Raw genomic sequence first — 25,453 nt, 5'->3', positions numbered from 1 at the left:
CGAACCTCGATTGGAACGTTCGGAGGGGACTAGACGAGCAAAATCTAGACCAGCTAACGCGTGGTGAACCCGTTGTGACTGTTTATTCAAATTTTGTTCACCGTCGAGACTTGCGACTTGGTGGGGTCGCGGAAATGTGGGCGCTGACCGGGGTTTTCTGTAACAAACCAAGCTGAGAGTTACTTTCACTGGGGAGTCAATGAGATGAAGGTCACAGATCGAAAACCTGGAGTGGCCCTCGGCCGCACCGGATTTCGAGTCCGTCGCCGGTGCGCCACGGCCCCACGTACAGTCAGGGGGTGCGATTGCTCGTCACCGGCGGCGCCGGGTTCATCGGCGCGAACTTCGTCCTGCAGACCGTGTCCGACCATCCGGATACGACCGTCGTCGTCCTCGACGCCCTGACCTACGCCGGGAACCGGGCCTCGCTCGACCCGGTGGCCGACCGCATCGACTTCGTGCACGGCGACATCGCCGATCTCCGCTTGGTCGATGAACTGGTCAGCGGCGTGGACGCGGTGGTGCACTTCGCCGCGGAGTCGCACAACGACAACTCCCTCGCCGAGCCGTGGCCGTTCGTGCAGACCAATATCGTCGGCACCTATTCCCTGCTGCAGGCCGTGCGCAGGCATGACGTGCGCTACCACCACGTGTCGACCGACGAGGTCTACGGCGATCTGACCCCGGACGACCCGGCGTTCACCGAGACCACCCCGTACAACCCGTCCAGTCCCTACTCGGCCACCAAAGCCTCCAGCGACCTGCTGGTACGGGCATGGACCCGCTCGTTCGGCGTGCGCGCCACCATCTCCAACTGCAGTAACAATTACGGCCCCTACCAGCACGTGGAGAAATTCATCCCGCGCCAGATCACCAACCTGATCGATGGCGTGCGTCCCCGGCTCTACGGGGCTGGGCATCAAGTACGCGACTGGATTCACGTCGACGATCACAATCGCGCCGTGTGGGAGATCCTGCGCCGCGGCCGGATCGGACAGACGTACCTGATCGGCGCAGACGGCGAACTCGACAACAAGTCCGTGGTGCGGATGATCCTCGCGGAGTTCGGCCGCGACCCCGACGATTTCGACCACGTGACCGACCGCCCCGGCCACGACCAGCGTTACGCGATCGACGCGACGTTGCTGCGTTCCGAACTCGGCTGGCGGCCCCGCTACGCGGACTTCCGCGCCGGCCTGGCCGCCACCATCCGGTGGTACCGGGACAACGAATCCTGGTGGCGCCCATACAAAGACGCCACCGAGCGCGCCTACCTCGCGGCCGGGGAGCGGACGCTCAGCGCAGCGGGCGAATGAAACGGCGACGGCGCCCCGGGGAAAGCCCCGAGGCGCCGTGACGAATTCGCTGCGGGTCAGCCCCAGACGATGGTGTAGTACTTCGCCGCCGCCGCGACCAAGGCCACACTCGCCGCCACGAGCACGGTGACGGGCGGGCCCACCGTCGGAGTCTTCCCGGTGGAATCGGTGAGCCGCAGGGGCATCCAGCGCAGCAGCACCGCGAATGTCACGAGTGCCAACGGCACGAAGTAGCGGCCCTGCACGCCGTCGATGATGTAGTAGCCGACCGGCGTGAACGACATGTAGAGCGTCACGTAGATCATCGCGACGCCGGCGGCCATGGTGAGCGCGATGATCAGGGTGCGGCGGAAGGCCGGGACGGTCATCCGTTCGGCGATGCCGAGGCTCACCGCGAACGCCAGCAGACAGGCCAGCATCGAGAGGGCGGGCACGTCGACGTAGGCGAAGCCGAGTTCGCCGAAGAACTGGCTGAACCAGCGCTGGTCGCGCAGTGCGATGCTCTCGCCGAACACGTGCACGAACTCGGGCGGATCGCGCAGGATGCCGCTGAGTTGATCGCCGGGACGCACCGAGTGCCACTGGTGCGGCGGCCGCATGAGACCCATCCCGTCACCGGTCGGCGCGGCGATCTTCATCCACACCGCGAAGACGAGCCCGCCGGCCGCGGCGAAGGCCCACGGGATCCCGCGCCGCCAGCCGCTGAACCCGAACCGCTCCGGGGGTACCAGGGCCACAAGGAGCGCGAGCAGCACATAGGTGGGCTTGCTCACCGGCAGCAGGATCGTCGCGGTCAGCAGGGCGCCGATCTCCACTCGGCCCAGGCGCGCGCCGAGGAACACGGCCTTCACCAGCAGCGCGGAGACGAGGATGGCCAGGGCATTGGTCATGGTGTCGGCGGTGACCGTGCCCGCCTGGAACACCGCGATCGGCAGCACCGCGACGGTGAACGCCAGCCACTGCACCCGGTGCGCGCGCAAGGCCCACAGGCCGAACCCGACCACCGCCAGGTAGGCCACCAGCCCCGCGAGACGGGTGAGCAGCAGCAGGCCACCCACGTCGAGCCCGAAGAGTTCACCGAGCCGGATGCCGATCGCGGCCGGGATGTAGGGGACCGGCGAGTACGCGGCGGTGTTGGTGAACCAGACCGGTTCGGTGGCATCCGAAACCGCGGCGCTCGTCAGCTGGTCGTAGCGAGCCGGGTCGGCCACCATGGGGTCCGGCTCGTCCGGGTTGGTGGTGTAGTCCTGCAGCGCGTAGCCCATCAGCTTCGTGATGCTGGACGGGACGTCGCCGCCGTAGGCGATGCCCCGATCGTCGTGGATTTTCTGCGGGAGGAAACCCCCGTGTGCGACCTGGTAGGCGCGACCGAACTGGGTGATCTCGTCATGGCCCCAGAACGGCGGGGTGAGGACGGTGAACAGCGCGCCGAAGATCGTGGCCAGCAGGGTGAAGGCGATGGTCGCCCCGCCCAGCCGGGTCACCAGTCGGCCCGCGAAGCCTTTCGCGGACCGGTCCGTGCCGGCGGACGCCTCGCCCTCCACCGCGGGGAGCGGCGCGGTGTCGGTCGCGGGTAGGGGGGTGGTGTCGGCGCGCTCTTCCACATCCTTGTCCGGCGTCGCGGTCTGATCAGCCGAAGTCGTCAACGCCCGGCTCCGCCGTTGCCCGCACTGCGCCGGTCGTCCGCGCCCACCGCGGTGTACCGCAGGTAGACCAGGCGCGCGGCCTCGTGACGGGAGCGCCGGATGCCGTCGAGAATCAGGCCCGCGGTCCAGGCGAGGCTGCCGAGCAGCAGCAGCGTGAAGCCGAGGAACAGCGTCGGGAACCGCGGCACCGCGTGGGTGTTGTAGAACTCGACGACGATCGGAATGGTCAGGATGATCGAGACCAGCCAGGCCAGCGTGCCGAACAAGCCGTAGAACGCGACCGGCCGTTCGTGCCGGGCCAGGCCGACGATCAGGGCGAGGATCTTGAACCCGTCGTGGTAGGTGCGCAGTTTGCTCTCACTGCCCGCCGGACGATCGCGGAAGCCGACCGGCACGGCGGTCTGCGGCACCCGCAGGTGCAGGGAATGCACGGTGAGCTCGGTCTCGATCTCGAACTCGCGCGACACCGCGGGGAAGCTCTTCACGAAGCGGCGGGAGAACACCCTGAAACCGGAGAGCATGTCCTCGACGTTCTCGCCGAACACCTTCCCGACCACGCCGTTGAGCACCTTGTTGCCGGTCTCGTGTCCCGCCCGGTAGGCCGAGCCGCCCTCGTCCTGCTTACGCACGCCGAGCACGTGGTCATAGGGGCCGTCCAGCAGGGTCTTGATCATCAGCGGCGCGGCCGACGCCTCGTAGGTATCGTCGCCGTCGATCATCAGATACACGTCGGCCTCGATGTCGGCGAAGGCGCGGCGCACCACGTTGCCCTTGCCCTTGGTGTGCTCGTGCCGGACGATCGCTCCGGCCTCGCGGGCGCGCTCGGCGGTGTTGTCCGTGCTCAGATTGTCGTAGACGTAGACGACGATTCCCGGCACGGCGGCCTGCAGGTCGGCCACGACCTTGGCGACCGAAGCCTCTTCGTTGTGACACGGAACCACGGCGGCAATACGGAGCTCGGTGGAGTCCACCCGGGTCAATCCTCGCGATCGGTGGTGAATGTGGGAACACGGGGAGGGTACAGGGAACGCACAGCTTGTGCGTGGCCGACCTCACCGTGCGCGGGAGCGGAATTTCCCGTCGCGGACGGTTCTCCGCGCCTGCGGTACCGTCGGGCCGTGCCATCCAGTGAGTCCACCGCATCCGCGGGCGAGCCAGTGACGCAGGAGACCGGAACGGTCGTTCGCAAGGTCTTCACCGCGCTGCGCAGAGGCGGGGCTTTCCTGGTGGTCGGCGCGATCGGCTTCCTGGTGGACGCGGGCACGTACAACCTCCTGGTCTTCCTGGGTGGCGAGGGCGTGCTGTATCACTACCCACTACCGGCCAAGATCATCGCGATCGCGGTGGCGACGGTAGTGACCTATTTCGGCAACAAATGGTGGACTTTCGCGCACAAGCAGACCGATAATCCCGGTCGCGAGTACCTCCTGTACGCCGTGTTCAATGTGGTGGCGATCGGCCTGCAACTGGGCTGTCTGGGCTTCTCCCGCTACGTGCTCGACCTGTCCAGCCCCCTCTCGGACAACATCTCCGGTACGTTGATCGGGCAGATCGTGGCCGTGGTGTTCCGGTTCTGGGCATACGACAAATGGGTCTTCACCGGGGCGCGAGCGGACAAGGACAGTGCTACCGACAACGAATCGGCGAACGTTTAGCAATGGTTCGAGCACACGTCGGCGTGGCTGTACGGCGGGCAACCGCACAGGGCGGTTGATATCCTCACCCCCGCCGTGAAGGCATCGAGGGGCGTGTCTGTCCCGTCCGGCACAATGAGAATTTCGAGGATTTCATGGATCAGTCGGCTATCGAGGCCGTTACCGAAACAAACGATCGCTCGACGGCCGCTGAGGCGCCTGCCGCGCTGCGCGCCGACCATCGGGCGCCGGACCGGTTAGTGCTCCAGCGCGGCATCTTCACCGGTCCGTCGGCGAAGGTGAGCGACGAGCTGTACGCCGTCGTGAAGGGCGGCGCGCACCGGGAACGCCAGACTTTGCGCTTGGACAAGGGCGCGACGGCGCACACCAACACCTACTTCGGCCGGTTCGCCGCCAGCTACTGGCAGCGCTGGACCACGGTCACCGAAGTGCGGGCCACCATGGTGCTCGAGGTGGTCGCCAAGGCGAAGATTCGGCTGGTGGCTTCGGATATCGCGGGTCACCGCAGGATCATCGACACCGCGCGGGTCGACGCGAGCGGTTCGGTCACGCTGAGCGCCCCGCTCGACCAGTACGTCGACGGCGGCGCGCTGTGGCTGGAGTTCGACGCCATCGGGGGCGCCCTGGGCATCGCGGAACTGAGCTGGACCGCCGTCGCGCCGGAGCGCGTCCGTCCGGTCGCCATCGCGATCTGCACCTTCAACCGTGCCGAGGACTGCGCCGAGACGGTCGCGGCGCTGTCCTCCGATCCCACCGTGCTCGCCGCGATCGACGCGGTGTATGTCGTCGACCAGGGCACCGATCTGGTGGAGAACCGGCCGCGCTACCAGGAGGTCGCGCCGGTCTTCGGTGAGAAGCTGCGCTACCTGCGCCAGCCGAACCTCGGCGGCGCGGGCGGCTTCACCCGCGGGCTCTACGAGGTGTCGGCGGTCAACGAGCACGCCGACGTCATCCTGATGGACGACGACATCCTGTGCGAACCGGAGACGGTGCTGCGGCTCAACGCGTTCGCCAACCTGACGGTCGAGCCGACCCTGGTCGGCGCGCAGATGCTGTTCCTGCTCAACCCCGACTACCTCAACGTCGGCGCCGAGGAAGTGCATCTGAACCGGCTGCGGCACGGCCAGAAGGTGTCGAAGGCGCTGCGCAACACCAGCATGCTGAAGAAGAACCAGGAGCGCCGCGTGGACGCGGGCTACAACGCCTGGTGGACCTGCCTGATCCCGGCCGAGGTGGTCGCGAAGATCGGCTTGCCGATCCCGATCTTCTTCCAGTGGGACGACGTCGAATATGGCATCCGGGCACGCGAGCACGGGTTCGTCACCGTGACGCTGCCCAACGCCGCGGTCTGGCACGCGGACTTCTACTGGAAGGACTACGACGACTGGGCGCGCTACTTCAGCACCCGCAACTCGCTGATCGTCGGCTCGCTGCACACGGAGCTGAACGGTAAGGAGATCGCGGGCAAGCTGTTCCGGGAGATGTCCGAGCAGTTGGTCGCGATGCAGTACGGCCTGGTGCACACCACGCTGCAGGGCATCGAGGACTTCCTGAAAGGCCCGAAGGTGCTGCGGGACGGCGGTATCGAAGCACTGGCCGCCGCGCGCACCAGTCGCGCCGACTACCCCGAGACGATCAAGCATCCGGCCGCGACGCCGCCGGTCCGCTCCGCGGACATCACCCTGCGCCGTGCCGGTGGCGAACCCAGTCGCGCGAAACTGGTGCTGATCAAGCGCGCGATCACTCAGTGGCTCGGCCGTACGCAGCACGGCATCATCGGCGTCACCAGGGAAGACGCCTACTGGTGGCATGTCTCGCTGTTCGACCACGTGGTGGTCACGGATGCCTCGCAGTCCGGCGTCCGGGTGCGCAGGCGGGACAAGGCCCGCGCGCTGCAACTGCTGCGCCGGATGCTGCGCGTGCTGCGTCGCCTGCGCCGGGAACTGCCCGCTGTGCAGGAGCAGTATCGCGCCGCCATGCCGGAGCTGACCAGCCGCGAGAACTGGGAGCGGCTGTACGGGATCAAAGGTTCCGAGCGCGACAGCTGATCTCGTCGACACCTGAGTAATTCGTGGGGGACGGGCTGACCAGCCCGTCCCCCGATCGTCGCCGTGAACGCTGCTGGCGCGGCGCCTGAGTCCGGCCTAATGGCGCGGAGCGGCGGACAGGAAGAGGTCGGTGGTCAGTTCGCCGTCGCCCGGGGTGACGCGGTACTTGTCCAGGTCGGTGATGCCGTGGGCGGCGAGGACGTCGTCGTCGATGAAGAAGTTGCCGCTGGTCTCCTTGCCGGGCGAAGTCAGCACCAGGTAGGCGGCGTCGGCGTAGATGTCGGGGGTGCGCGAGGTGGAGACCATCTCCTCGCCGCCGAGCAGGTTCTTCACCGCCGCCGTGGCGATGGTGGTGCGCGGCCACAGCGAATTGACGCCGATGCCGTCGCTCTCGAGTTCCTCGGCCAGCCCCAGCGTGGTCAGCGACATGCCGTACTTGGCGATGGTGTAGCCCAGCGCCATGCCCGCCCACTTGGGGTCGAGGTTCAGCGGCGGGGAGAGGGTGAGGATGTGTGGGTTGCGCCCGGCCTTCGCCGATTCGCGCAGGTGCGGGATGCTCAGCTTGGACAGCAGGAAGCTGCCCCGGCAGTTGATGTCCTGCATCAAGTCGTACTTCTTCATCGGCAGGGCGTCGGTGGGGGACAGGTCGATCGCGGAGGCGTTGTTCACCACGATGTCGATACCGCCGAAGCGTTCGACCGTCTGGCGCACCGCCTCGGCCACCGACTCGTCGATGCGGACGTCGCCGACGAACGGCAGCACCTGCCCGCCCGCCTGCTCGAGTTCCGCGGCGGCGGTGTGGATGGTGCCGGGCAGTTTGGGATGCGGCTGATCGGTCTTCGCGATCAGGGTGATGTTGGCGCCGTCGGCTGCGGCCCTTTTCGCGATCTCCAGCCCGATGCCGCGGCTGCCGCCGGACATGATCATCGTTCGGCCCGCTAGCGGCTTGGATCCGGGTTCCGTCATCTGACCTGCTCCTTCGTTTCCGCCACAGGATCGAGCCCGCGGCTGTACGCGCTTGCAGACTAAGCGTAAACCCGCGTGCTATGCAACTAGTTGCATATACGTTGCTGAGAGAGGGCACCGGCCTGCCGGTGCCCTCTCTCCTGCTCAGACCGAGGCGGCGACGAGCAGGATGTTCAGCAGGAACATCACTGCGACCAGAGCCCAGACGATGTACAGGAAGACCATGCCCGGCGCCTTCTGCGGAACCGGTCCGATCGCGCCGTTGAGGAAGATCACCACCGGCGGCTTGTAGTAGAACCGGGCGGCCTGTCCCTCGGCGATCGGCACGGTGACGTTCGCCTGACCCATGTCGAACAACCACGGGGTGGTGACCCGGACGTGGTACTGGCCGGGCCCGACCGGAATGTGGTTGGCGCCCCAGCGGGTGTTGGGCACCCGCTGACCGTTCACCAGGATCTTCGGCTTGGTCAGCGCGAGCATGAACGTCCACAGCGAGTACGAGGCATCGATGGTGATGCCCGGCGGGTCGGCAGGCCCGCCGTAGCCGGGCTGAGCGAACTGCTGCGGTTGCCCATACGGCTGCGGCTGACCATGCGGCTGCGGCTGGCCATACGGCTGCGGCTGACCGTACTGCGGTGCGGGCTGACCGAATTGGGGCGCGGGCTGACCGTACGGCGGCTGGCCCACCTGTGGTTGGGCGAGATGCGGTTGGCTCGGATGCTGCCCCGCCGGCGGCGCGTACTGCGCGGGCGCCTGCGGAGGCGGGTACTGGCCGACTGGCGGCTGCTGACCGAACGTCGGCTGCCCTGGCCACGGGCCGGGCTGCTGACCGGGTGGCGGGTACCCGCCGGGTTGACTCATCTATCCCTCCCAGATAGCGAACGATGCGAGGGGCACCCTACCGTGCCCCTCGCTCGATCACCGTCCCGAGTTGCGCTCCTGGTACATCCGGCGCTGCTGTTTGACGATGCCCCGCCAGGCCCGCTGGCGCTCGGCCTGCAAGCGCTTGTCGCTGCGCGCCTGCATCCATTCGTTCTCTCGGGCCAGCTTGTTGTAACTGTCGAGCCTGCGCTGGGTGATCTCGCCGCTGTCGATCGCCTCCCGCACCGCGCACCCCGGCTCGCCGCGGTGTGCGCAGTCGCCGAAACGGCACTGAGCGGCAAGGGATTCGATGTCGCTGAAGGTCTTCTCGATGCCTTCGCCCGCATCCCACAATCCGACGCCGCGCAGCCCGGGCGTATCGATCAAAGTGCCGCCACCGGGCAGCGGGCGCAATTCCCGGTGCACCGTGGTGTGCCTGCCCTTCTTGTCCGTGTCGCGGACGGAGTTGGTGGCGAAGACCTCCGCGCCGAGCAGCGCGTTGGCGAGAGTCGACTTCCCAGCACCGGAGGGTCCGAGCAGTGCGACGGTGCCGTCGAGCATCGCCGTGAGCACATCCAGCCCCAGGCCGGTGTTCGCGCTCACCTCGAGCACGGCAGCGCCCGGCGCGACGGCGCGCACCTCGTCGAGCGGAACGTCGTCGGCCGCATCGGTTTTGGTGAGCAGCACGATCGGCTGGGCGTTGCTCTCCCAGGCCAGCGCGAGCATGCGCTCGATGCGCCCGAGGTCCACATCACCGTCGGCGGCGGTGCAGATCAGCACGGTGTCGACATTGGCGGCGAGCACCTGGCCCTGCGACCGGCCGGATACCGATGAGCGCACGATCGCGGATCGGCGCGGAAGCAGCCGACGCACTGCCGAGGTGGCGTCGACCGTCACCCAGTCGCCGGTGCACAACCCGCTGACCTCGGCATCGGGACGCGGGCAGCGGACGCGGGCGAGCCCGTTCGGCGTGACCGCGTCGCATTCACTGCGATCCATGCGAATCACGCGCGCGGGCACGCAGTCTTCGTCGATCAGCGCGGCGTAGCCGGTGGATACGGCTTCGGTCCAGCCGTAAGGGACGAGAAGGTCGTAGTCGACCATGATGGAAGGAATCCTTCGTCGGGCGCCGAACCCGAGAAGGGCTCAGCGAGCGGAGAATGAGGTGGAGTTTCGTGTGGCGGCACGACGGAGGTCAGCTCGCCAGGGCACGACAATCCCAACGTTCCTCGTCACGGACCACACCTCCTTACCTCTCTCGCAGCTCCGCTCACTTTCGCACTCGATCACGCTTCGCGCAATCGAATTTCCGATTCGATCGCCGAAGGGCCTCGCACATCCTCGACCCGACGCGCGGGCGATCCGGATTCAGTCGGGTTTGCCGAACTGCTCGTGGCGGCCGAGGGAGCGTAGGTGGAACCACTCCCGCAGGCCGGCGGGGTCGCGCCGGGTGACCAGGAAGAACCAGGAGAAGCGGACCCATTCCTGGGGAAGCAGTTTCCGCATGCCCGGCTGGGACATCAGGTAGCCCCGGTTGCGGTAGGTGAAGTAGCGCTTCACCGGATCGTCCGGGTACTGCGTGTGCATCCGGCCGCCGAGGATCGGCTTGAACTCGGCCGCGCCGTTGGGATGCAGATACGCCGTCTGCAGGCAGGTGCCGAACGGCAGCCCGGAGCGCACCAGCCTGCGATGCACCTCGACTTCGTCGCCGCGCACGAACAGGCGCAGGTCCGGCACCCCGATCACGTCGACCGCGCGCGCGGAGATCAGCGCGCCGTTGAACAGCGAGGCGATGCCGGGCAGGAAATCGTCGTCGCCGAGTTCCGAGCGCAGCCGGCGCCAGACCACGCCGCGGCGCAGCGGGAAGGCGAGGCGGTCGGGTTCATCGATGTCGCAGACCACGGGCGAGACCTCGACCAAGCCGTGCCGGTTCGCGCAGTCCAGCAGCGTGGACAGTACGTCGGGACCCTCGGGCCTGCCGTCGTCGTCGGCGAGCCACACCCAATCCGCGCCGATGCTCAACGCGTGCAGCATGCCGAGCGCGAATCCGCCCGCGCCGCCGAGGTTGTGCGCCGAACCCAGGTAGGTGGCCTCCACCGGCTGGTCGCGCACCAGATCGGCGACCTCGGCCTCGTTGCCGTTGTCGACCACGATGAGGTGATCCACCGGGCGGGACTGGGACGTGACGACCTTCAGCGACTCCGCGAGCAGTTCGCGGCGCTTGTGCGTGACGACGACGGCCACGATCCGCTGCTGCGCACCGGAGCCCGTTCCGGCGGATTCGGCCGGGGCCGGCTCACTCATGCCGCGGCAACCTTTCCTGCACGAGCGGGACCGTCCGTGGTCACGCTTCGCCGCCGCCTCCGGGCCTGACCGCTCATGCTTGATTCCGCTCCAATTCTCGCTGGTCCGTTCCGGCCCGTTCGGCTTCCATTTCGCGCAGCACGGTCGCGACGTGATTCCCCGCCTCCGGCCCCTCGTAGGCCCGCACCACTTCTTCGATGCCGCCGCGCAACCGGATCTGGCCGTGGTCGATCCACAGCGCGGTATCGCACAGCTGCGCGAGGAATTCGTTGGAGTGGCTGGCGAAAACCAGGATGCCGGAACGCGCGACCAAGGACTGCAATCGCAGCCGGGCCTTCTTCATGAATTCCGCGTCGACGGCGCCGATGCCCTCGTCGAGCAGCAGGATCTCGGGATCGATCGAGGTGACCACGCCCATCGCCAGGCGCACGCGCATACCGGTGGAATACGTGCGCAACGGCATGGACAGGTATTCGCCGAGTTCGGTGAAATCCGCGATCTCGTCGATCTTCGACAGCATCTGCTTACGCGTCTGTCCGAGGAACAGGCCGCGAATGATGATGTTCTCGTAGCCGGAGATCTCCGGATCCATGCCGACGCCGAGATCGAACACCGGAGCCACCCGCCCGCGGATGCGCGCACTGCCGCGCGAGGGTTCGTAGATGCCCGAAAGCAGGCGCAGCAGCGTCGATTTGCCCGCGCCGTTGTGCCCGACCAGGCCGACTCGGTCGCCCTCCTTCAGCGACAGGTTGATGTCCCGCAGGGCCTCGACCACGACGACGTCGGACTGATTGCGTCCGATCGCGCCGCCCGCCTTGCCGAGGAACGCCTTCTTCAGCGACCGCGATTTGGCGTCGAAGATCGGGAATTCGACCCAGGCTTCCTGGGTCTCGATACTCACACGACTCATCGGGGCGCTCCTATACCCAGTACGGTACGCGCGAACGGTACTGCTTCATGGCCAGGATCGCGGCGATCCAACCCACCAGGGTGATCGTGCCGACGACCAGCCAGTGCCGCAGTTCCTGCGGTTCGCCGAGCAACGGCGCCCGGACGATTTCGAGATAGTGGAAGGTTGGCACCAGTTCGGCCAGTTTCGCGCGATCGCCGTTGCCCACCTGCGATTCCAGCGTCTTGGTCGTCCACATGACCGGCGTCAGCACGAACAGCATCAGTGTGGTGCTGCCGAGAATCGGCGCGATATCGCGGTAGCGCGTGCTGAAGATGCCGAACACGATCGACACCCACATCGAATTCAGGAAGATCAGCGCGATCGCCGGAATCGCCATCAGGCTGGCCACCCCGAGATGGCGCCACACGCCGAACGCGGCGAGCATCACCAGGTAGATCACCATGTTGTGGGCGAAGAACAGTAACTGCCGCCACACCAGCCGGTAGACGTGCACGCTCAGCGCCGAGGGAAGCTGCTTGATCAGGCCCTCGTTGGCGATGAAGACCTCCGAACCCTCCAGGATGCTCGCGCTGATCACGTTCCAGATGACCAGCCCGACCGTCACGTAGGGCAGGTACTCGCGCAGCGGCTGGCCGAGCAGCGCCGCGTACAGCACGCCCATCGCCACGGCCTGCAGGCCGGTGGCGATGGTGATCCAGAACGGGCCGAGCACCGAGCGGCGGTAGCGCTGCTTGATGTCCTGCCAGCCCAGCGACAGCCACAGTTCACGCTGCGCGAACCCGCCCGCGAAGTCCTGGAACGCGCGCCGGAACGTCTGGGAGTCGGGCACGATCTTCGCGACGGTGGCCCCCGCGTGCAGGGTCTCCGCCTCCGGCGTGGCCGCGCTCACCGGACGCTCCCGCGAGTCGTCGCCGGACGGCGCCGTGTGCTCGGCCGAGTCGGACGGCGAGCTGTCATCTGAACGCGCTTGGTCATCGGAACCAACTGAGCTCTCTTCAGGACGCACCGCACTCGGGTCGGAGACCGAGTCGGAGCGAGCGGCAGCGGCGGGCACGGTGCACGAGACTACCCTTGCGGCTTCGCGCCACCGCGTGGCACACGCTCACAGGTACTGGCCGGAACCGCCGGTGATGTGACTCGCCTGGCCGCCGCGCGGGTCGGCGGCGTGGATGCCGGGCGGCAGCGCGCCCTGACGCATCTGTTCGAGCTGGGCGCGCGCGGCCATCTGCTGGGCGAACAGCGCGGTCTGGATGCCGTGGAACAGGCCCTCCAGCCAGCCGACCAGCTGCGCCTGCGCGATCCGCAGCTCCGCGTCGGACGGCACGGCGTCGTCGGTGAACGGCAGGGTGAGCCGCTCGAGCTCCTCGCGCAGCTCGGGGGCGAGCCCCTGCTCCAGCTCCCGCACCGACGACGTGTGGATCTCCTTGAGGCGGTTGCGGCTGGCCTCGTCGAGCGGAGCCGCGCGCACTTCCTCGAGCAGCTGCTTGATCATGGTGCCGATCCGCATGACCTTCGCGGGCTGCTCGACCATGCCGGCGAGCGATTCGCCGGAGTCGTCCCGGTCGTCCGGCTCGTCCTTGTTATCGTCGGTCACCACCTGCGCGGTGAACGGCGCCTCCGATCCGGCGGCCGCAGGGATGGCCAACGGCCTGCCGTCGGGTCCGACAACGACGATGTGGTCCGGTGCCTCGTCCGAGTGCGTCATGGTCCCTATCATGTCGTGTCCGGCCCGAACGCGCTAAGCCGGTGCTCCGGGGCCGGGCGTCGCGGGACGGTATGGCACGCGTCTGCGGTCCGCGCCGCCGTGTGGGCCTGGCGTTCTATTCTGTTCAGGTCGTGTGGTTCGGATTTGTCGAAAGTCGGTCGCCATGCTGAGTCCCAGGTCGCTGTGCTCCCGCCACGATGTGGAGGGGAACGCGGTTACACAGGCTCGCCCGCTGCCCTTAGAGTGGCCAGCATGACTTACGACGTCGCGAGGGTTCGGGGCCTGATACCGTCCCTGGGCGACGGCTGGATCCATCTCGACCCGCAAGCGGGCATGCTGGTTCCGGACGCGGTATCCCGCGCTGTTTCCACGGGTTTTCGGACCTCTTCCTTTTCGCATATCGGCCGCAACGGCGCCGCCGTGCGCAGTGCGGCGATCCTGGACGCGGCCCGCGAGGCCGTGGCCGACCTCGTCGGCGGTGACCCGGCCGGCGTCGTCCTCGGCCCCGACCGCGCGGTCCTGCTGGCCTGGCTCGCCGAATCGCTGAGTTCGCGGCTCGGCCTCGGCACCGGCATCGTGCTCTCCCGGCTGGACGACGAGGCGAACGTCGCGCCCTGGCTGCGCATCGCCAATCGCTACGGCGCCCACGTGCGCTGGGCCGAGGTGGAGATCGAGACCTGCGAGATGCCGTCCTGGCAGTTCGAGGAGCTGATCGGGCCCACAGCGCGACTGGTCGCGCTCACCGCCGCCTCGCCGATCGTCGGCTCGGCGCCCGCCGTGCGGGTCGCCGCGGACCGGGTGCACGAGGTGGGCGGCCTGCTGGTGGCCGACGCGTTCGGCGCCGCGCCCTACGCGCTGATCGACATCGATGAACTGAACGCCGACGTCGTCGCGCTGAGCGCCCCGGCATGGGGCGGTCCGCAGATCGGCGCGCTGGTCTTCCGCGACCCGGCGTTTCTGGACCGGATCCCGTCCATGTCGTTGAACCCGTACGCGAAGGGCGCCGAACGGCTCGAGGTCGGCGGACACCAGTACGCCCTGCTGGCGGGCCTGACCACCTCGATCGACTTCCTGGCCGGACTGGACGAGCGGGCGCACGGCACCAGGCGCGAGCGCCTGGAGATGTCGATCACCTCGCTGCAGGACTATCACGACCAGCTGTTCGAGCACTTGATGAGCGTGCTGGACTCGATTCCGAGTCTCACCGTTATCGGCCGCGCCTCCACCCGCATCCCCACGGTCAGCTTCACGCTCGCGGGCATGCAGGCGGAGAAGGTCGCGGCGAAACTCGCCGACAACCGGATCGGTACGGTGAGCGGCGTGCACGGCGGCAGCAGGCTGCTGGACGCGCTCGGCGTCAACGACGAGGGCGGCGCGGTGACCATCGGCCTCGCGCCCTACACCACGAAATTCGAGATCGATCAGCTCGGCAGAGCGCTGCTCGCGCTGGAGTGAGCGACGTTCACAGTTCCGCCACCCGCAGCACCACCTTGCCGAAAACCTCGCCGGAGTCCAGCAGACGGTGCGCTTCGGCGGCCTCCTCGATCGGCAATTCGGCCGCGATGACGGGCGCCACCGTGCCGTCGGCGATCAACGGCCACAGATGCCGGTGCACCTCCGCCATGATTTCCGCTTTGCTGCCGACACCGGTCGCGGGCCGCGCGCGCACATTGGTGGCGTGGACGGTGCCCCACTTGCGCAAGAGGACGCCCAGATTCAGGTCGGCGGTCACGCCACCCTGCATGCCGATCACCACGAGGCGGCCGTGCTCGGCCAGCGCCTCGACGTTGCGGCCCAGGTAGACCGCGCCCATGTTGTCGAGGATGACGTCCGCGCCGGGGCTGCCCGCGCCCGATCGCTGGGCGCGCACGACGGCGACGAAGTCGTCCTCCTTGTAGTTGACCAGCACATCCGCGCCGAGCTCCGCGCAGCGCGCCAGCTTCTCCGCCGATCCGGCGGTCACCGCGACGCGCGCGCCGAGGGCCTTGGCGACCTGGATGGCGTGCGTGCCGATCCCGCTGCCGCCCCCGTGGATCAACACCAGCTGGTTGGCCCGCAGCTGCGCGGTCATCACCAGGTTCGACCACACGGTCGCCGCCACTTCGGGCAGCCCCGCCGCCGCGCCCAGATCCAAGCCGTCCGGGACCGGAAGCACCTGGGTCGCGGGCACCACGACCCGCTCGGCGTAACCGCCGCCGGACAGCAAGGCGCAGACGCGATCGCCGACCGCCCACTCGCGCACTCCGTCGCCGATCTCGGCGATCACACCGGAGCATTCGAGGCCGAGCAGCGGGCTGGCTCCCTGCGGGGGCGGGTAGTAGCCCTGACGCTGCAACAGATCGGCCCGGTTGACGCCCGCCGCGGCGACCTCGATCAACACTTCGCCGTGTCCGGGCTTCGGATCCGGCACCTCGGCAAGGGACATGACGTCGGGACCGCCGGAACCTTCCAGATCTATCGCGCGCACCGTGCCATAGTGCTCCGCGCGGACCGGCGGCTGCGCGCGGCCCCCCGCGTCGGCCCCCCGTGTCGGCGTGCCGGGCCGGGGCCCGAGCGGAAACACTCTACGCACACGCAATCCGGCAAGCGCCCTGCGGTGATCGGCGTCACGGACTACCGTTCCGGTGGTGAGTGGCGGCTTCATCGATTTCCAGAACGAGATCTACCTGGGTGGTCTGGGTGGTGCGGCACCCGAATTGCCCATGACCGCCGCGGGTTTGGAGTCGCTCGCCCAGCAGAGGCTGGATCCGGCCGCTTTCGCGTACGTCGCGGGCAGCGCGTCCGCCGAGCGCACCGCCGCGGCCAACCGGTCCGCCTTCGACCGTTACCGCATCCTGCCGCGGATGCTGCGCGGCTCCACCGGCCCCGGCGCACGCGATCTGTCGGTCGAGGTGCTCGGCACGAAGCTGGCCGCGCCCGTGCTCACCGCGCCGATCGGCGTCCTCGAACTGCTGCACGAGGGCGGCGAGGTGATCGCGGCCGAAGTGACCGCGGAACTCGGCATCGGCACCGTGCTGTCCACCGCGGCCTCCTCGACCATCGAAGACGTCGGCACGGCGGCCGGTGCCTGGTGGTACCAGCTGTATTGGCCCGCCGACGACGAACTGGCCTGCTCCTTCGTCCGGCGGGCCGAACGGGCCGGGGCCTCGGCGATCGTGGTCACCGTGGACACCCCCACCCTCGGCTGGCGGCCACGCGACCTGACGCAGGCGCACCTGCCCTTCCTGCACGGCAAGGGCATCGCCAACTATCTGTCCGACCCGGTGTTCCGGGCCAAGCTGCCCGCCGCGCCGGAGGATAGCGAGGAGGCGATGCGGACGGCGATCCTCACCTGGGTGGGGTTGTTCGGCAACCACACCTTGCGGCCCGCCGATCTCGCCCGGCTGCGCGAGTGGACCGACCTTCCGATCGCGGTGAAGGGCATCCTGCACCCCGACGACGCGCGCCAGGTGGTGGACGCCGGCGCGGACGCGGTCGTGGTGAGCAATCACGGCGGCCGCCAGGTGGACGGCTCGATCGCGGCGCTGGACGCGCTCCCGGCGGTGGTCGCCACCGTCGGCGACCGCGCCGACGTGCTGTTCGACTCCGGGCTGCGCACCGGTTCGGACGTGCTCGTCGCGCTGGCGCTGGGCGCGAAGGCGGTGTTGTACGGGCGGCCGTGGGCCTATGGTCTCGGCTTGGCCGGGGCCGCGGGCGTCCGGCACGCGCTGCGGATGCTGCTGGCCGATTTCGACTCCGCGCTCGGCCTCTCCGGATGCACCAGCCCGGCAGAGGTGAACCGCGCACTGCTGTCCACGGTGCGCTGACCTGCGAGAGTTGCCCGTTTCCGCAGTTCGTCGCGCATAGAATGGCCACCGTGCATCCCGAACCGAGCGGTCGCGTCCTGGCCGAGCCACGCTGGCTGACCCCGGCCCAGCAGCGCGCATGGCGCGCTTACATGGACGGCCACCAGCGCCTGATGACGGCGCTGAATCGTCAATTGCAGCGGGACAGCGACCTGACCGTCGCCGAATACCGGATCCTGGTCCTGCTCTCCGAGGCGCCCGACCGCTCGCTGCGAATGAGCGAGCTGGCCGACGGTGTGCTGTCTTCGCGCAGCAAGCTGACCCATCAGATCCGGCGGCTGGAGGCGCAGCAGATGGTCCGCCGCAATACCTGCCTGGAGGACGGCCGAGGTGTGCTGGCCGAACTCACCGACGAGGGCTTGCGCCGCCTGCAAGCCGCCGCGCCCGGCCACGTGGAAGCCGTCCGCCGCCACTTCATCGACCTGCTCGCCCCGGCCCAGCTCGAGGTGATCGGCGACGTCTTCGAACGCGTCGACGAGGAAATCGGCAAGCACTCCGGCTGATCCGTCCGCTACGATCGGGTCCCTGGAGACGTGGCAGAGCGGCCGAATGCACTCGCCTTGAAAGCGAGCGTCGCGAGAGCGACCGGGGGTTCAAATCCCTCCGTCTCCGCAACACTCGCTGGGCGATGCACGCTCATGGAGAGCGAGCCCTGCTCGTTCCGCAATGTCTTGTGGGAGTCCAACCCCCGTACCCCGCCCGGCGACACCGTTCGTGGCGCTGTCGCGCTGGTTACAACGTCGGGCCCGCAGCGACGTCTCTGCGGACGAAGTTCGGACGGATATCCATGTCGGGCGGATCGTAGTAGCGGTGGAAGGTCGGGGTCAGTCCCGAGGAGATCGGCGGGTTGATCCAGGACCAGTCGGTGGGGCACGCGCGGCCCGCGGCTTCCTCGCGCTGAACGTGATCGCAGAACTGCTTGGCGACGGTGTGGTGGTCGACTATGTACACGCCCGACTTGCGGAAGCTGTAGAGCACCGCCCGGTTGAGCTCGACCAGCGCCTGATCGCGCCAGAGATTGCGTTCGGCCCTGGTGTCCAGGCACATCATCTCCGCGATGAGCGGGAGCATGTTGTAGCGGTTGGCGTCGCTGAGATTGCGCGCCCCGATCTCCGCGCCCAGATACCAGCCGTTGAACGGAGCGAACGGATAGGTCATGCCGCCGACCTCGAGATTCATGTCGGACACGGCGGGCAGCGCGTGCCAGCGCAGGCCGAGACCGGCGAACCACTCGAACTCCGGGTGCTCCAGTTCCACCTCGCGCGTGAGCTCGGGCGGGATGTTGAACCAGCGTATCGGCTCGTCCGGTGTGCTGATCAGCAGCGGAAGGATGTCGAAAGGCGTACCGGCGCCGCGCCACCCGAGCGTCATGGCGAATTCGGTGAGTTCGACGTTGGCGGCGTCGCCGGTGACCGTGCCGTCCCCGTTGCGATAACCCGCGTAGCGGATGATCTGTGGGCTGACGATGCGGAATTCGCGCCCGTCCGGCTGCCGCGGCGGCCCGACGGTGATCATCGACTGGATGGCGCCGCCGTTGGTGGCCATGTGCAGGTGCTGCCAGCAGACCTCGGCCAGATCGCGCGCCGTACGCACCCGGCGGGCGTCGAGCAATTTGAGCGAGCGCCAATGTTTCCGGCCCACGCAGCGGGCGTGATTACGCCACGCGAGCTTGGCGCCGATCAGGATCTCCTCGGCGGTCTGGAGATAGGTCCCGGTCTGTTCGAGCTGCTCCAGCGCGCTGCGTCTGCGCTGAGCGTTCAGGTGCGCCAGTTCCGGCAGCCGGAAGAACTCGTCGCACTCCCGCATCCGGCGTTCCAGATCGGGAAGACAGGTCGTTGGGTCCGATACGTTCGCGAGCGAGCAGGCGGGTGACACTGGATTCACGGTTTTCTCCGGTCGGGCATGGATCCTGCGGTGGAACAGAAGAATCGAGCAGAGAATTCGCGCCGGTACCGCCGGCGTGGCGGGGGCCCGCGAAGGCGCGCCAGGCAGATGCCACGAAATAGCTTTCGCCCACGCCTCGCCCGGACGACAGAGGGGATGTCGCGGCCGCGAACCGGGCGTCCGGTCCGCGTCGCGCACCGAAGCGCAGCGCGGTGGCCTCGACGCCAGCGGTGCGAATACCCGATCATGTCCGTCCTGGTTCGATACCGGGAAATGGCCAGGCGCTCAGCGTACGACCGGTGTGCTGATGGTGTGCCATGATTTGCTGGATTTGCTGGATCAGCCGGAGACGCGAACCGGAATCAGCGGTGTCGAGTATCGTTGACCGGGTCTGCTTTTCGGGGGCTGAGGGGTTCACTCGTGCGCAGTGTCATCGGTATGGCCGTCACCGTCGTCGCGCTGCACGTCCTCGGCTGGGGGACGCTTCTGCTGTTCGTGGCACCGAATCACTATGTGATCGAGGGTTCGGTGTTCGGCGTCGGACTCGGGGTGACGGCCTACACGCTCGGCATGCGCCACGCGTTCGACGCCGACCATATCGCCGCGATCGACAACACCACGCGAAAACTGGTGGCGGAGAGCGGCAAGGGAAGGGTCCATACGGTCGGCTTCTGGTTCGCGCTCGGCCACTCCACCGTGGTGTTCGTGCTGGTGGCCTTGCTCGCGTTCGGCATACGAGCACTGGCGTCCAGCCTGGAAGACGAGGATTCGGCCCTGCAACGCTGGACGGGCCTATGGGGCACCGGTGTCTCGGGGACCTTCCTGATCCTGATCGGCCTGCTCAATCTGGCGTCGCTGACAGGGATCTGGCGGGTGTTCCGGCAGATGCGCCGCGGCGAGTACGACGAGGCGCAGTTGGAAAGGCAGCTGGACAGCCGGGGCCTGCTCAACCGGGTGCTGCGGCCGGTGATCGGCCTCGTTCGCAGGCCCGGGCACATGTACCCGGTGGGCGTGCTGTTCGGCCTCGGCTTCGACACCGTCACCGAGGTCGGACTGCTGGTGATCGCGGGCGGCGCGGCGGCCACCGGGCTGCCCTGGTATTCCATCCTGGTACTGCCCGTGCTTTTCTCGGCGGGCATGGCGCTGTTCGACTCGCTGGACGGCTCTTTCATGAGCTTCGCCTACGACTGGGCCTTCGCCAGGCCGGTGCGGAAGATCTACTACAACCTGGTGATCACGGGTCTGTCGGTGGCGGTGGCGCTGCTGATCGGTGGGCAGGAGATCGTCTCGATCTTCGCCGAGAGGCTCGAGGTCGAATCGGGCGTCGTCGCCTGGGTCGGGAATCTCGACCTGGGCGATCTCGGTTTCATCATCGTCGGATTGTTCGTGCTCACCTGGGCGGTCGCCATCGCGGTGTGGCGTCTCGCCGGTGTGGAGCGGCGCTGGCAGGACGGTCTGGCCGCCCGGTGAGCGCCGTGCGTGTTCCTGGACACGACAACAGGCTTCGATCCGCCCTCGGCGTCTCTGGCAGGATGGTTCGCATGCTGTGTCGCCGCGGGGTGCGGCGTTGGCTCTCCAGCGCCTTGATCAGTGCCGCACTCGTCTCCGGTGCGGTGTCTTTCGGTGCCCCGCAGGTCACGGCGGCGCCCGGTAATCCTCCGCCGGTGAACACCGGGTCCGCCGACGGCCCGGGCCCGGCCGAGCCGACCAGCAAGCAACCTTCGACCCCGCGGATCGAGCGCATCGAACCGATCAACGATCGATGGCTGCGTGTGTACGTCGCCTCGCCCGCGATGAGCCGGGTGGTCGAGGTGCAGGTGCTGCTGCCGCGCGACCAGTCACGTCCGCGGCCCACCGTGTACATGCTCGACGGCCGCAGCGCGAGCCCCGACAGCAACAACTGGACCGAACTCGGGCACGCCGACCGCTTCTACGCGGACAAGGACGTCAACGTCGTGCTCACCGTGGGCGGTCCGGCCAGCTTCTACACCGACTGGCAGCAGCCCGACCCGGTGCTCGGGACCAACAAGTGGGAGACGTTCCTCGCCAAGGAACTGCCCCCGCTGATCGACGCGAAGTTCGACGGCAACGGCACCAACGCGGTCATGGGCGTCTCGATGGGCGCGGAGGCAGCGATGATGCTCGCCTTCCGGCAGCCGACGCTCTACAAGGCGATCGCGGCGCACAGCGGCTGCTTCTCGATGGGCACCGACATCGGCCAGGCGCAGGCGCGCGCTGTGGTGGCCACCTACATGGGGGAGCCGGACAACATGTTCGGCAAGCAGGACGACCCGGCCTGGCTGGCGCACGACGTCACCCTGCACGCGGACGCGTTGCGCGGCAAGACGATCTATCTGTCGGTCGGCAGCGGCCTGCCCGGCGTGCACGATGTGCCCGGCACGCCGAACGTCGACCTGCCCAGCGCCATCACGTTCGGCGGGCCGCTGGAGGCCGCCACCAACGCCTGCACCCGGCGGCTCACCGATCGGCTGCGGTCGCTCGGCATCCCGATCACCGCCCACTTCCGGGCCACCGGCACGCACTCCTGGCCCTACTGGGAGGACGAGCTCGCCCTCTCCTGGCCGACGATCGCGCCCGCGATCGGGGTCCGCTAGGCCAGGAACCGGGCCAGCACTTCCGGCTCACCGGCGAAGCTCAGGAACAGGTCGTTCTCGTGCGGGTCACCGATGGTGACGCGCACGCCGTCGGTTCCGTACGGCCGCACCAGCACCCCGGCCGCCGCGCTGGCCTCGCCGAACTCGGCGCTGCGCGCCCCCAGCGGCAGCCAGACGAAATTCGCCTCGCTCGGCGGCACCGGATACCCCATCGCCACCAGCGCGTCGCGCACCCGCTCGCGCTCGGTGACCAGAAGGTCGGTGCGATCCAGCAATTCGTGGCGTGACTCCAGCGACGCGATCGCCGCCGCCTGCGCGAGCCGGTTCACGCTGAACGGGATGTGCACCTTCAGCAGCGCCGTGATCACGGCCGGGGCGCCCACCGCGTAACCGACCCGGAGGCCCGCCAGACCGTATGCCTTGGAGAAGGTGCGCAGCACAACCACATTGGGCCTGGTGCGGCCGATCTCGACGCCGTCGGGGTGGTCGGCCAGCCGCACGTACTCGTAGTACGCCTCGTCCAGCACCACCAGCACGTGCGACGGCACCGCGTCCAGGAACCGGACCAGCTCGGCCTTGCCGACGGCGGTCCCCGTCGGGTTGTTCGGGTTGCAGACGAAGACCAACTTGGTCCGCTCCGTGACGGCGGCGGCCAGCGCGTCCAGATCGTGCACCTGGCCCGGCGTGAGCGGGACCTGCACGGCGGTGGCGTTGCCCACCTTGGTGACGATCGGGTACGCCTCGAACGAGCGCCACGCGAACAGCACCTCGTCGGACGGGGACGAGCAGGTGATCTGCACCAGTTCCTGGCACAGCGCCACGCTGCCGCAGCCGACCGCGACATTCTCGTAGCCGACCCCGAGGAACTCGGCCAGCGCTGTCCGCAGCTCGGTGACCTGATTGTCCGGATACCGGTTGGCCAGCTCGGCCGCCTCGGCGATGGCCTTGGCGGCGGCGGGCAGCGGCCCGACGGTCGTCTCGTTGCTGGCCAGCTTGACCGCGCCGGGATTGCTGCGGCCGGGGGTGTACGCCGGGATCGATTCGAGGTCCGGCCGGATCTGCGCTGTCACACTCCAACCCTAATCCGGACGGTCACCAACCCGATCGGCGTACCGGAAATTCTCTGGGTTATAGGCCCTCACGTGCAATTTCTACCGAAGATCAGCAACTCGCCCTACGCTGGTTTCATGTCGGGCACCTACGACGATATGGCCCCGCTGCGGGGTAGCGACCAGGAAGACGAGCGGCCGGCCAGCGGTGGGCAGGTGCCCATCACAGTGGTGGAGCCGGAAGGAAACGCCCGCGGCGGGATCGTGGTGCTGCACGAGTCGCGCGAGTTCACCGGCGCGTTACGCGACCTGATGAACGCGCTGGCGGGCGAAGGGTGGACCGTGGTAGCGCCCAAACTCTTCCATCGGGCGGACGAAGACCCCGGCGCCGGAGTCTTCGGCGACGAGCTGTTCCAGGACTTCGACGCCTGCTTCGACTGGCTCACCCGGCGCGGGGTCTTCCCCGACACCATCGGCGTGCTCGGCTTCGATTCCGCGGGCACCGCCGCGTTCCTGGTCGCGACCAATCGTCCGATCGGCGCCGCCGTGAGCGTCGCGGCGCACGGCATCACCGAGCCGCTCACCGAGCAGGCCGACGCCCTCGTGCGCGCCGCCCCCCACCTGCAGGCGCCGTGGCTGGGCCTGTTCGGCGCCGACGACCCGGCCACCCCGCCCGCCCAGGTCGACGAGCTACGCGACGCGACCGCCCGCGCCGCGGTCGCCAGCCTGGTGGTCACCTACCCCGGCCTGCATCACCGCGCCGACACCTCCGAGACCGACGACGGTGATGCGGTCGATTCGCAGACCAGAATCTTCGATTGGTTCGACAGTAACCTGCGCTGACCAGCCGTTTTGTGATCTGGACGGTAGCTGCTGTAACCTTTCTGCTCGGCGGTTCGAAAGGACCGGTGCCCTCGAAGAGAAGGCTCCAGGAGGCGTGCCAGAGCGGCCGAATGGGACTCACTGCTAATGAGTTGTCCCTTCACGGGGACCGGAGGTTCAAATCCTCTCGCCTCCGCCACACCCGGGAAACCGGGCACAACTGAAGAACACAGGCGCCCGTAGCTCAACGGATAGAGCATCTGACTACGGATCAGAAGGTTAGGGGTTCGAATCCCTTCGGGCGCACTTACGAAGGCCCCTCCGACTCATTGCGGAGGGGCCTTCGCGCGTGTGGTGACAACATGGTCGGCCGCCTGGCTCCATGCGCGTGTAGCCGTCAGGAGGGGAGCGGCGTACGGCTGTGTGGCCGGCTCCCCGACCGCCCACGGCGGCTGGGCGGGCGAACTGTCCGGTCCTCCGCACCAGACGTTCCGCATCGGCAGGCGCGGTGTGCGATGCGGGCCATCTCACCCGATCTTGCAGCGAATCGGTGTCCGGTCCGGACACCGGCTTGTTGCCGATAACGTGCGACGATGACGCTGCCGCGGGCCAAAACAATCGTGTAGCGACGCGCATTGTATCTATGATGGGCCACGGCGGCCATTTCCGTGGCGGTTACGTTCGCTCGTCGTACGCGGTAATAGCACATGGCAGCGCACCTCGGGAGGGATTTGCAGGCAGCACATGTCGATGAGTTATGGGTTATCCGCGGATAGGTCGTCCATCGTCGACCGATTCCGATGATCAGAACGGGACAAAATGCGCGAGATATCCGTCTTGCTGCCATGCCGGATAAATGAAGAACATCAGGGATCCAGCAGATTGCGGTTGACCCTGGAGTCGTTGCTCAATCAAGATCTGCCGGACGAGCGCTATGAAATAATCCTCGTCGACGACGGCAGCGACATGCCGATCGAAGAGCTGTTGAGCGAGTGGGGGATCGACGCCGACAATCTTGTCTTGAAACGTCAGGCGCCGACCGGTATGTGCACGGCCTACAACGTAGCTGCTGCTGCGGCGGGCTCCGAATTGCTGTTCTTCGCCATAGATGACAATCTCGCGGAAAAGAGCCTGCTTCGGCGGCATGTGCGCGCGCACCGCACCGCGGGCGAAAAGCTCGTGGTCGGACGTGAGTTGTTCTGCTGGCCGACGCAGCTGTTACGCGATGTCATCACCGGAGAACGCAATGACATCATCGGGGACGACAGCGCGCACACCAGTTTGGTCGAAGCCATGCAGATCGGTGAATTCCAGCTCTCGGTGGCGGACGTGCGCGAGAATTTCGGCTGGATTGTCATGATGTCGAAGCGGCCGGCCTCGTACGCGGATATCGAGGAAACTATCGCAACGGGAAGATTCGGTGACTCCGCGGTCGGATGGCTCGCCATGCGCTTCGGAAACCACTCCATGCCGAAGCGGCTGTTCGATGAACTCGGTGGGGCCGAAACCAAGTTGGACCCGACGGGCTGGTACGCGGACTTGGAGCTGGGGCGCCGTATCCAGCGCCGTGGGATCGTGCCGATACTGGACACCGAAGCGATCACAGTGCACCTGCCGCACGACAAGCCTTACATGGTTCCAGAAGTCGGTTACCGGTGTTTGCGGGAATTCTATGCGACCACCAGGGACACCGCGGTGCTGATGGTGCCGTCGTTCTTCGCCGAGCGGATGACGATCGCGCAGTTCGGCCGCATCGTCGATGGCATCAAGGACGTCGAGCGGGAGCCGATGGCAGCCGGCTTCGGACGATGAGGGCAGGGGCCG

22 protein-coding genes and 3 tRNA genes are annotated in these 25,453 nt (G+C 67.7%); 13 read left to right on the top strand and 12 right to left on the bottom strand.

Annotated elements, in window-relative coordinates; translation table 11 throughout:
- The first annotated feature begins 299 nt into the window (after nt 1–299).
- Entirely contained in the window at nt 300–1,316 is a 1,017-nt protein-coding gene (gene rfbB / locus NNI01S_RS08095) for a dTDP-glucose 4,6-dehydratase (protein WP_063019099.1), read from the top strand.
- A 56-nt stretch (nt 1,317–1,372) separates the two neighbouring features.
- On the opposite strand, the gene NNI01S_RS08090 is transcribed toward rfbB, so the two are convergent.
- Nucleotides 1,373–2,962 carry a DUF2142 domain-containing protein gene (locus tag NNI01S_RS08090; RefSeq protein WP_063019097.1) on the bottom strand — a complete coding sequence of 530 codons (1,590 nt, stop codon included), beginning with the start codon at nt 2,960–2,962 and terminating at the stop codon, nt 1,373–1,375.
- On the bottom strand, nt 2,959–3,933 hold the full coding sequence (locus tag NNI01S_RS08085) for a glycosyltransferase (RefSeq protein ID WP_063019096.1): 975 nt from the start codon (nt 3,931–3,933) through the stop codon (nt 2,959–2,961). The genes NNI01S_RS08090 and NNI01S_RS08085 overlap by 4 nt, the downstream gene beginning before the upstream one ends.
- A 147-nt stretch (nt 3,934–4,080) precedes the next feature.
- Here NNI01S_RS08085 and NNI01S_RS08080 point away from each other — a divergent pair, with 147 nt between their 5' ends.
- Nucleotides 4,081–4,617 (top strand): GtrA family protein, encoded by a 537-nt coding sequence (locus NNI01S_RS08080; protein ID WP_157114647.1) that lies wholly within the window; start codon nt 4,081–4,083, stop codon nt 4,615–4,617.
- Nucleotides 4,618–4,751: 134 nt separating this feature from the next.
- Nucleotides 4,752–6,665 carry a glycosyltransferase gene (locus NNI01S_RS08075; RefSeq protein ID WP_063019092.1) on the top strand — a complete coding sequence of 638 codons (1,914 nt, stop codon included), beginning with the start codon at nt 4,752–4,754 and terminating at the stop codon, nt 6,663–6,665.
- 96 nt (nt 6,666–6,761) lie between these two features.
- Here the strand turns inward: NNI01S_RS08075 and NNI01S_RS08070 are convergent, their stop codons facing one another.
- The 7 genes from NNI01S_RS08070 to NNI01S_RS08040 form a co-directional block, all read right to left on the bottom strand.
- The gene (locus tag NNI01S_RS08070; protein WP_063019090.1) at nt 6,762–7,631 is read right to left on the bottom strand and encodes an SDR family oxidoreductase; all 870 of its coding nucleotides are present in this window, start codon (nt 7,629–7,631) and stop codon (nt 6,762–6,764) included.
- A 144-nt stretch (nt 7,632–7,775) separates the two neighbouring features.
- Nucleotides 7,776–8,492 (bottom strand): PAT1 family protein, encoded by a 717-nt coding sequence (locus NNI01S_RS35910; protein ID WP_245676023.1) that lies wholly within the window; start codon nt 8,490–8,492, stop codon nt 7,776–7,778.
- Between the two features lie 57 nt (nt 8,493–8,549).
- On the bottom strand, nt 8,550–9,596 hold the full coding sequence (rsgA, locus tag NNI01S_RS08060; RefSeq protein WP_063019088.1) for a ribosome small subunit-dependent GTPase A: 1,047 nt from the start codon (nt 9,594–9,596) through the stop codon (nt 8,550–8,552).
- Nucleotides 9,597–9,860: 264 nt separating this feature from the next.
- Entirely contained in the window at nt 9,861–10,796 is a 936-nt protein-coding gene (gene glfT1, locus NNI01S_RS08055) for a galactofuranosyltransferase GlfT1 (RefSeq protein ID WP_063019086.1), read from the bottom strand.
- A 73-nt stretch (nt 10,797–10,869) separates the two neighbouring features.
- Complete coding sequence (gene wzt / locus NNI01S_RS08050; protein ID WP_063019080.1) at nt 10,870–11,706, bottom strand: galactan export ABC transporter ATP-binding subunit Wzt/RfbE; 837 nt, start codon at nt 11,704–11,706, stop codon at nt 10,870–10,872.
- A 10-nt stretch (nt 11,707–11,716) separates the two neighbouring features.
- Nucleotides 11,717–12,598 carry a galactan export ABC transporter permease subunit Wzm/RfbD gene (gene wzm, locus NNI01S_RS08045; RefSeq protein ID WP_063019078.1) on the bottom strand — a complete coding sequence of 294 codons (882 nt, stop codon included), beginning with the start codon at nt 12,596–12,598 and terminating at the stop codon, nt 11,717–11,719.
- 213 nt (nt 12,599–12,811) lie between these two features.
- Nucleotides 12,812–13,414: a bacterial proteasome activator family protein gene (locus NNI01S_RS08040; RefSeq protein WP_063019076.1), complete on the bottom strand. Its 603-nt coding sequence runs from the start codon at nt 13,412–13,414 to the stop codon at nt 12,812–12,814.
- Between the two features lie 252 nt (nt 13,415–13,666).
- Between NNI01S_RS08040 and NNI01S_RS08035 the strand changes: the two genes are divergently transcribed.
- Complete coding sequence (locus NNI01S_RS08035) at nt 13,667–14,869, top strand: cysteine desulfurase-like protein (protein WP_063019075.1); 1,203 nt, start codon at nt 13,667–13,669, stop codon at nt 14,867–14,869.
- Nucleotides 14,870–14,876: 7 nt separating this feature from the next.
- On the opposite strand, the gene NNI01S_RS08030 is transcribed toward NNI01S_RS08035, so the two are convergent.
- Complete coding sequence (locus NNI01S_RS08030; RefSeq protein WP_063019425.1) at nt 14,877–15,881, bottom strand: NAD(P)H-quinone oxidoreductase; 1,005 nt, start codon at nt 15,879–15,881, stop codon at nt 14,877–14,879.
- A 160-nt stretch (nt 15,882–16,041) separates the two neighbouring features.
- Between NNI01S_RS08030 and NNI01S_RS08025 the strand changes: the two genes are divergently transcribed.
- The 3 genes from NNI01S_RS08025 to NNI01S_RS08015 all read left to right on the top strand — a co-directional run bounded on the left by NNI01S_RS08025 (nt 16,042) and on the right by NNI01S_RS08015 (nt 17,871).
- Entirely contained in the window at nt 16,042–17,220 is a 1,179-nt protein-coding gene (locus NNI01S_RS08025; protein ID WP_218019169.1) for a lactate 2-monooxygenase, read from the top strand.
- Between the two features lie 131 nt (nt 17,221–17,351).
- Nucleotides 17,352–17,762, top strand: a complete 411-nt coding sequence (locus NNI01S_RS08020; protein ID WP_174554379.1) for a MarR family winged helix-turn-helix transcriptional regulator — start codon at nt 17,352–17,354, stop codon at nt 17,760–17,762.
- 24 nt (nt 17,763–17,786) lie between these two features.
- A tRNA-Ser gene (locus tag NNI01S_RS08015) sits at nt 17,787–17,871 on the top strand.
- A gap of 120 nt (nt 17,872–17,991) precedes the next feature.
- Here the strand turns inward: NNI01S_RS08015 and NNI01S_RS08010 are convergent.
- Nucleotides 17,992–19,065, bottom strand: coding sequence for a nitric oxide synthase oxygenase (locus NNI01S_RS08010; RefSeq protein ID WP_063019072.1), 1,074 nt, complete (start codon nt 19,063–19,065; stop codon nt 17,992–17,994).
- Between the two features lie 516 nt (nt 19,066–19,581).
- Between NNI01S_RS08010 and nicT the strand changes: the two genes are divergently transcribed.
- Nucleotides 19,582–20,613: a Nickel transporter NicT gene (gene nicT, locus NNI01S_RS08005; protein ID WP_063019071.1), complete on the top strand. Its 1,032-nt coding sequence runs from the start codon at nt 19,582–19,584 to the stop codon at nt 20,611–20,613.
- A 71-nt stretch (nt 20,614–20,684) separates the two neighbouring features.
- A complete protein-coding gene (locus NNI01S_RS08000) occupies nt 20,685–21,758 on the top strand; it encodes an alpha/beta hydrolase (RefSeq protein ID WP_063019423.1) in 1,074 nt (357 codons plus the stop codon).
- Here the strand turns inward: NNI01S_RS08000 and hisC are convergent.
- Entirely contained in the window at nt 21,755–22,828 is a 1,074-nt protein-coding gene (hisC, locus tag NNI01S_RS07995) for a histidinol-phosphate transaminase (RefSeq protein ID WP_063019070.1), read from the bottom strand. The two genes, NNI01S_RS08000 and hisC, sit on opposite strands and share 4 nt — an antisense overlap.
- A 117-nt stretch (nt 22,829–22,945) precedes the next feature.
- Here hisC and NNI01S_RS07990 point away from each other — a divergent pair, with 117 nt between their 5' ends.
- The 4 genes from NNI01S_RS07990 to NNI01S_RS07975 all read left to right on the top strand — a co-directional run bounded on the left by NNI01S_RS07990 (nt 22,946) and on the right by NNI01S_RS07975 (nt 25,441).
- Nucleotides 22,946–23,650 (top strand): dienelactone hydrolase family protein, encoded by a 705-nt coding sequence (locus NNI01S_RS07990; RefSeq protein WP_063019069.1) that lies wholly within the window; start codon nt 22,946–22,948, stop codon nt 23,648–23,650.
- 88 nt (nt 23,651–23,738) lie between these two features.
- Nucleotides 23,739–23,828, top strand: a tRNA-Ser gene (locus NNI01S_RS07985).
- Between the two features lie 34 nt (nt 23,829–23,862).
- A tRNA-Arg gene (locus tag NNI01S_RS07980) sits at nt 23,863–23,935 on the top strand.
- Between the two features lie 513 nt (nt 23,936–24,448).
- On the top strand, nt 24,449–25,441 hold the full coding sequence (locus NNI01S_RS07975) for a glycosyltransferase family 2 protein (RefSeq protein WP_084488627.1): 993 nt from the start codon (nt 24,449–24,451) through the stop codon (nt 25,439–25,441).
- Nucleotides 25,442–25,453 lie beyond the last annotated feature (12 nt).

The organism is Nocardia niwae NBRC 108934 = DSM 45340 (assembly GCF_001613465.1).
Taxonomy (GTDB): Bacteria; Actinomycetota; Actinomycetes; order Mycobacteriales; family Mycobacteriaceae; genus Nocardia; species Nocardia niwae.
The sequence above is the reverse complement of the archived record's forward strand: the minus strand, read 5'-3'. Positions and strand labels throughout refer to the sequence as shown.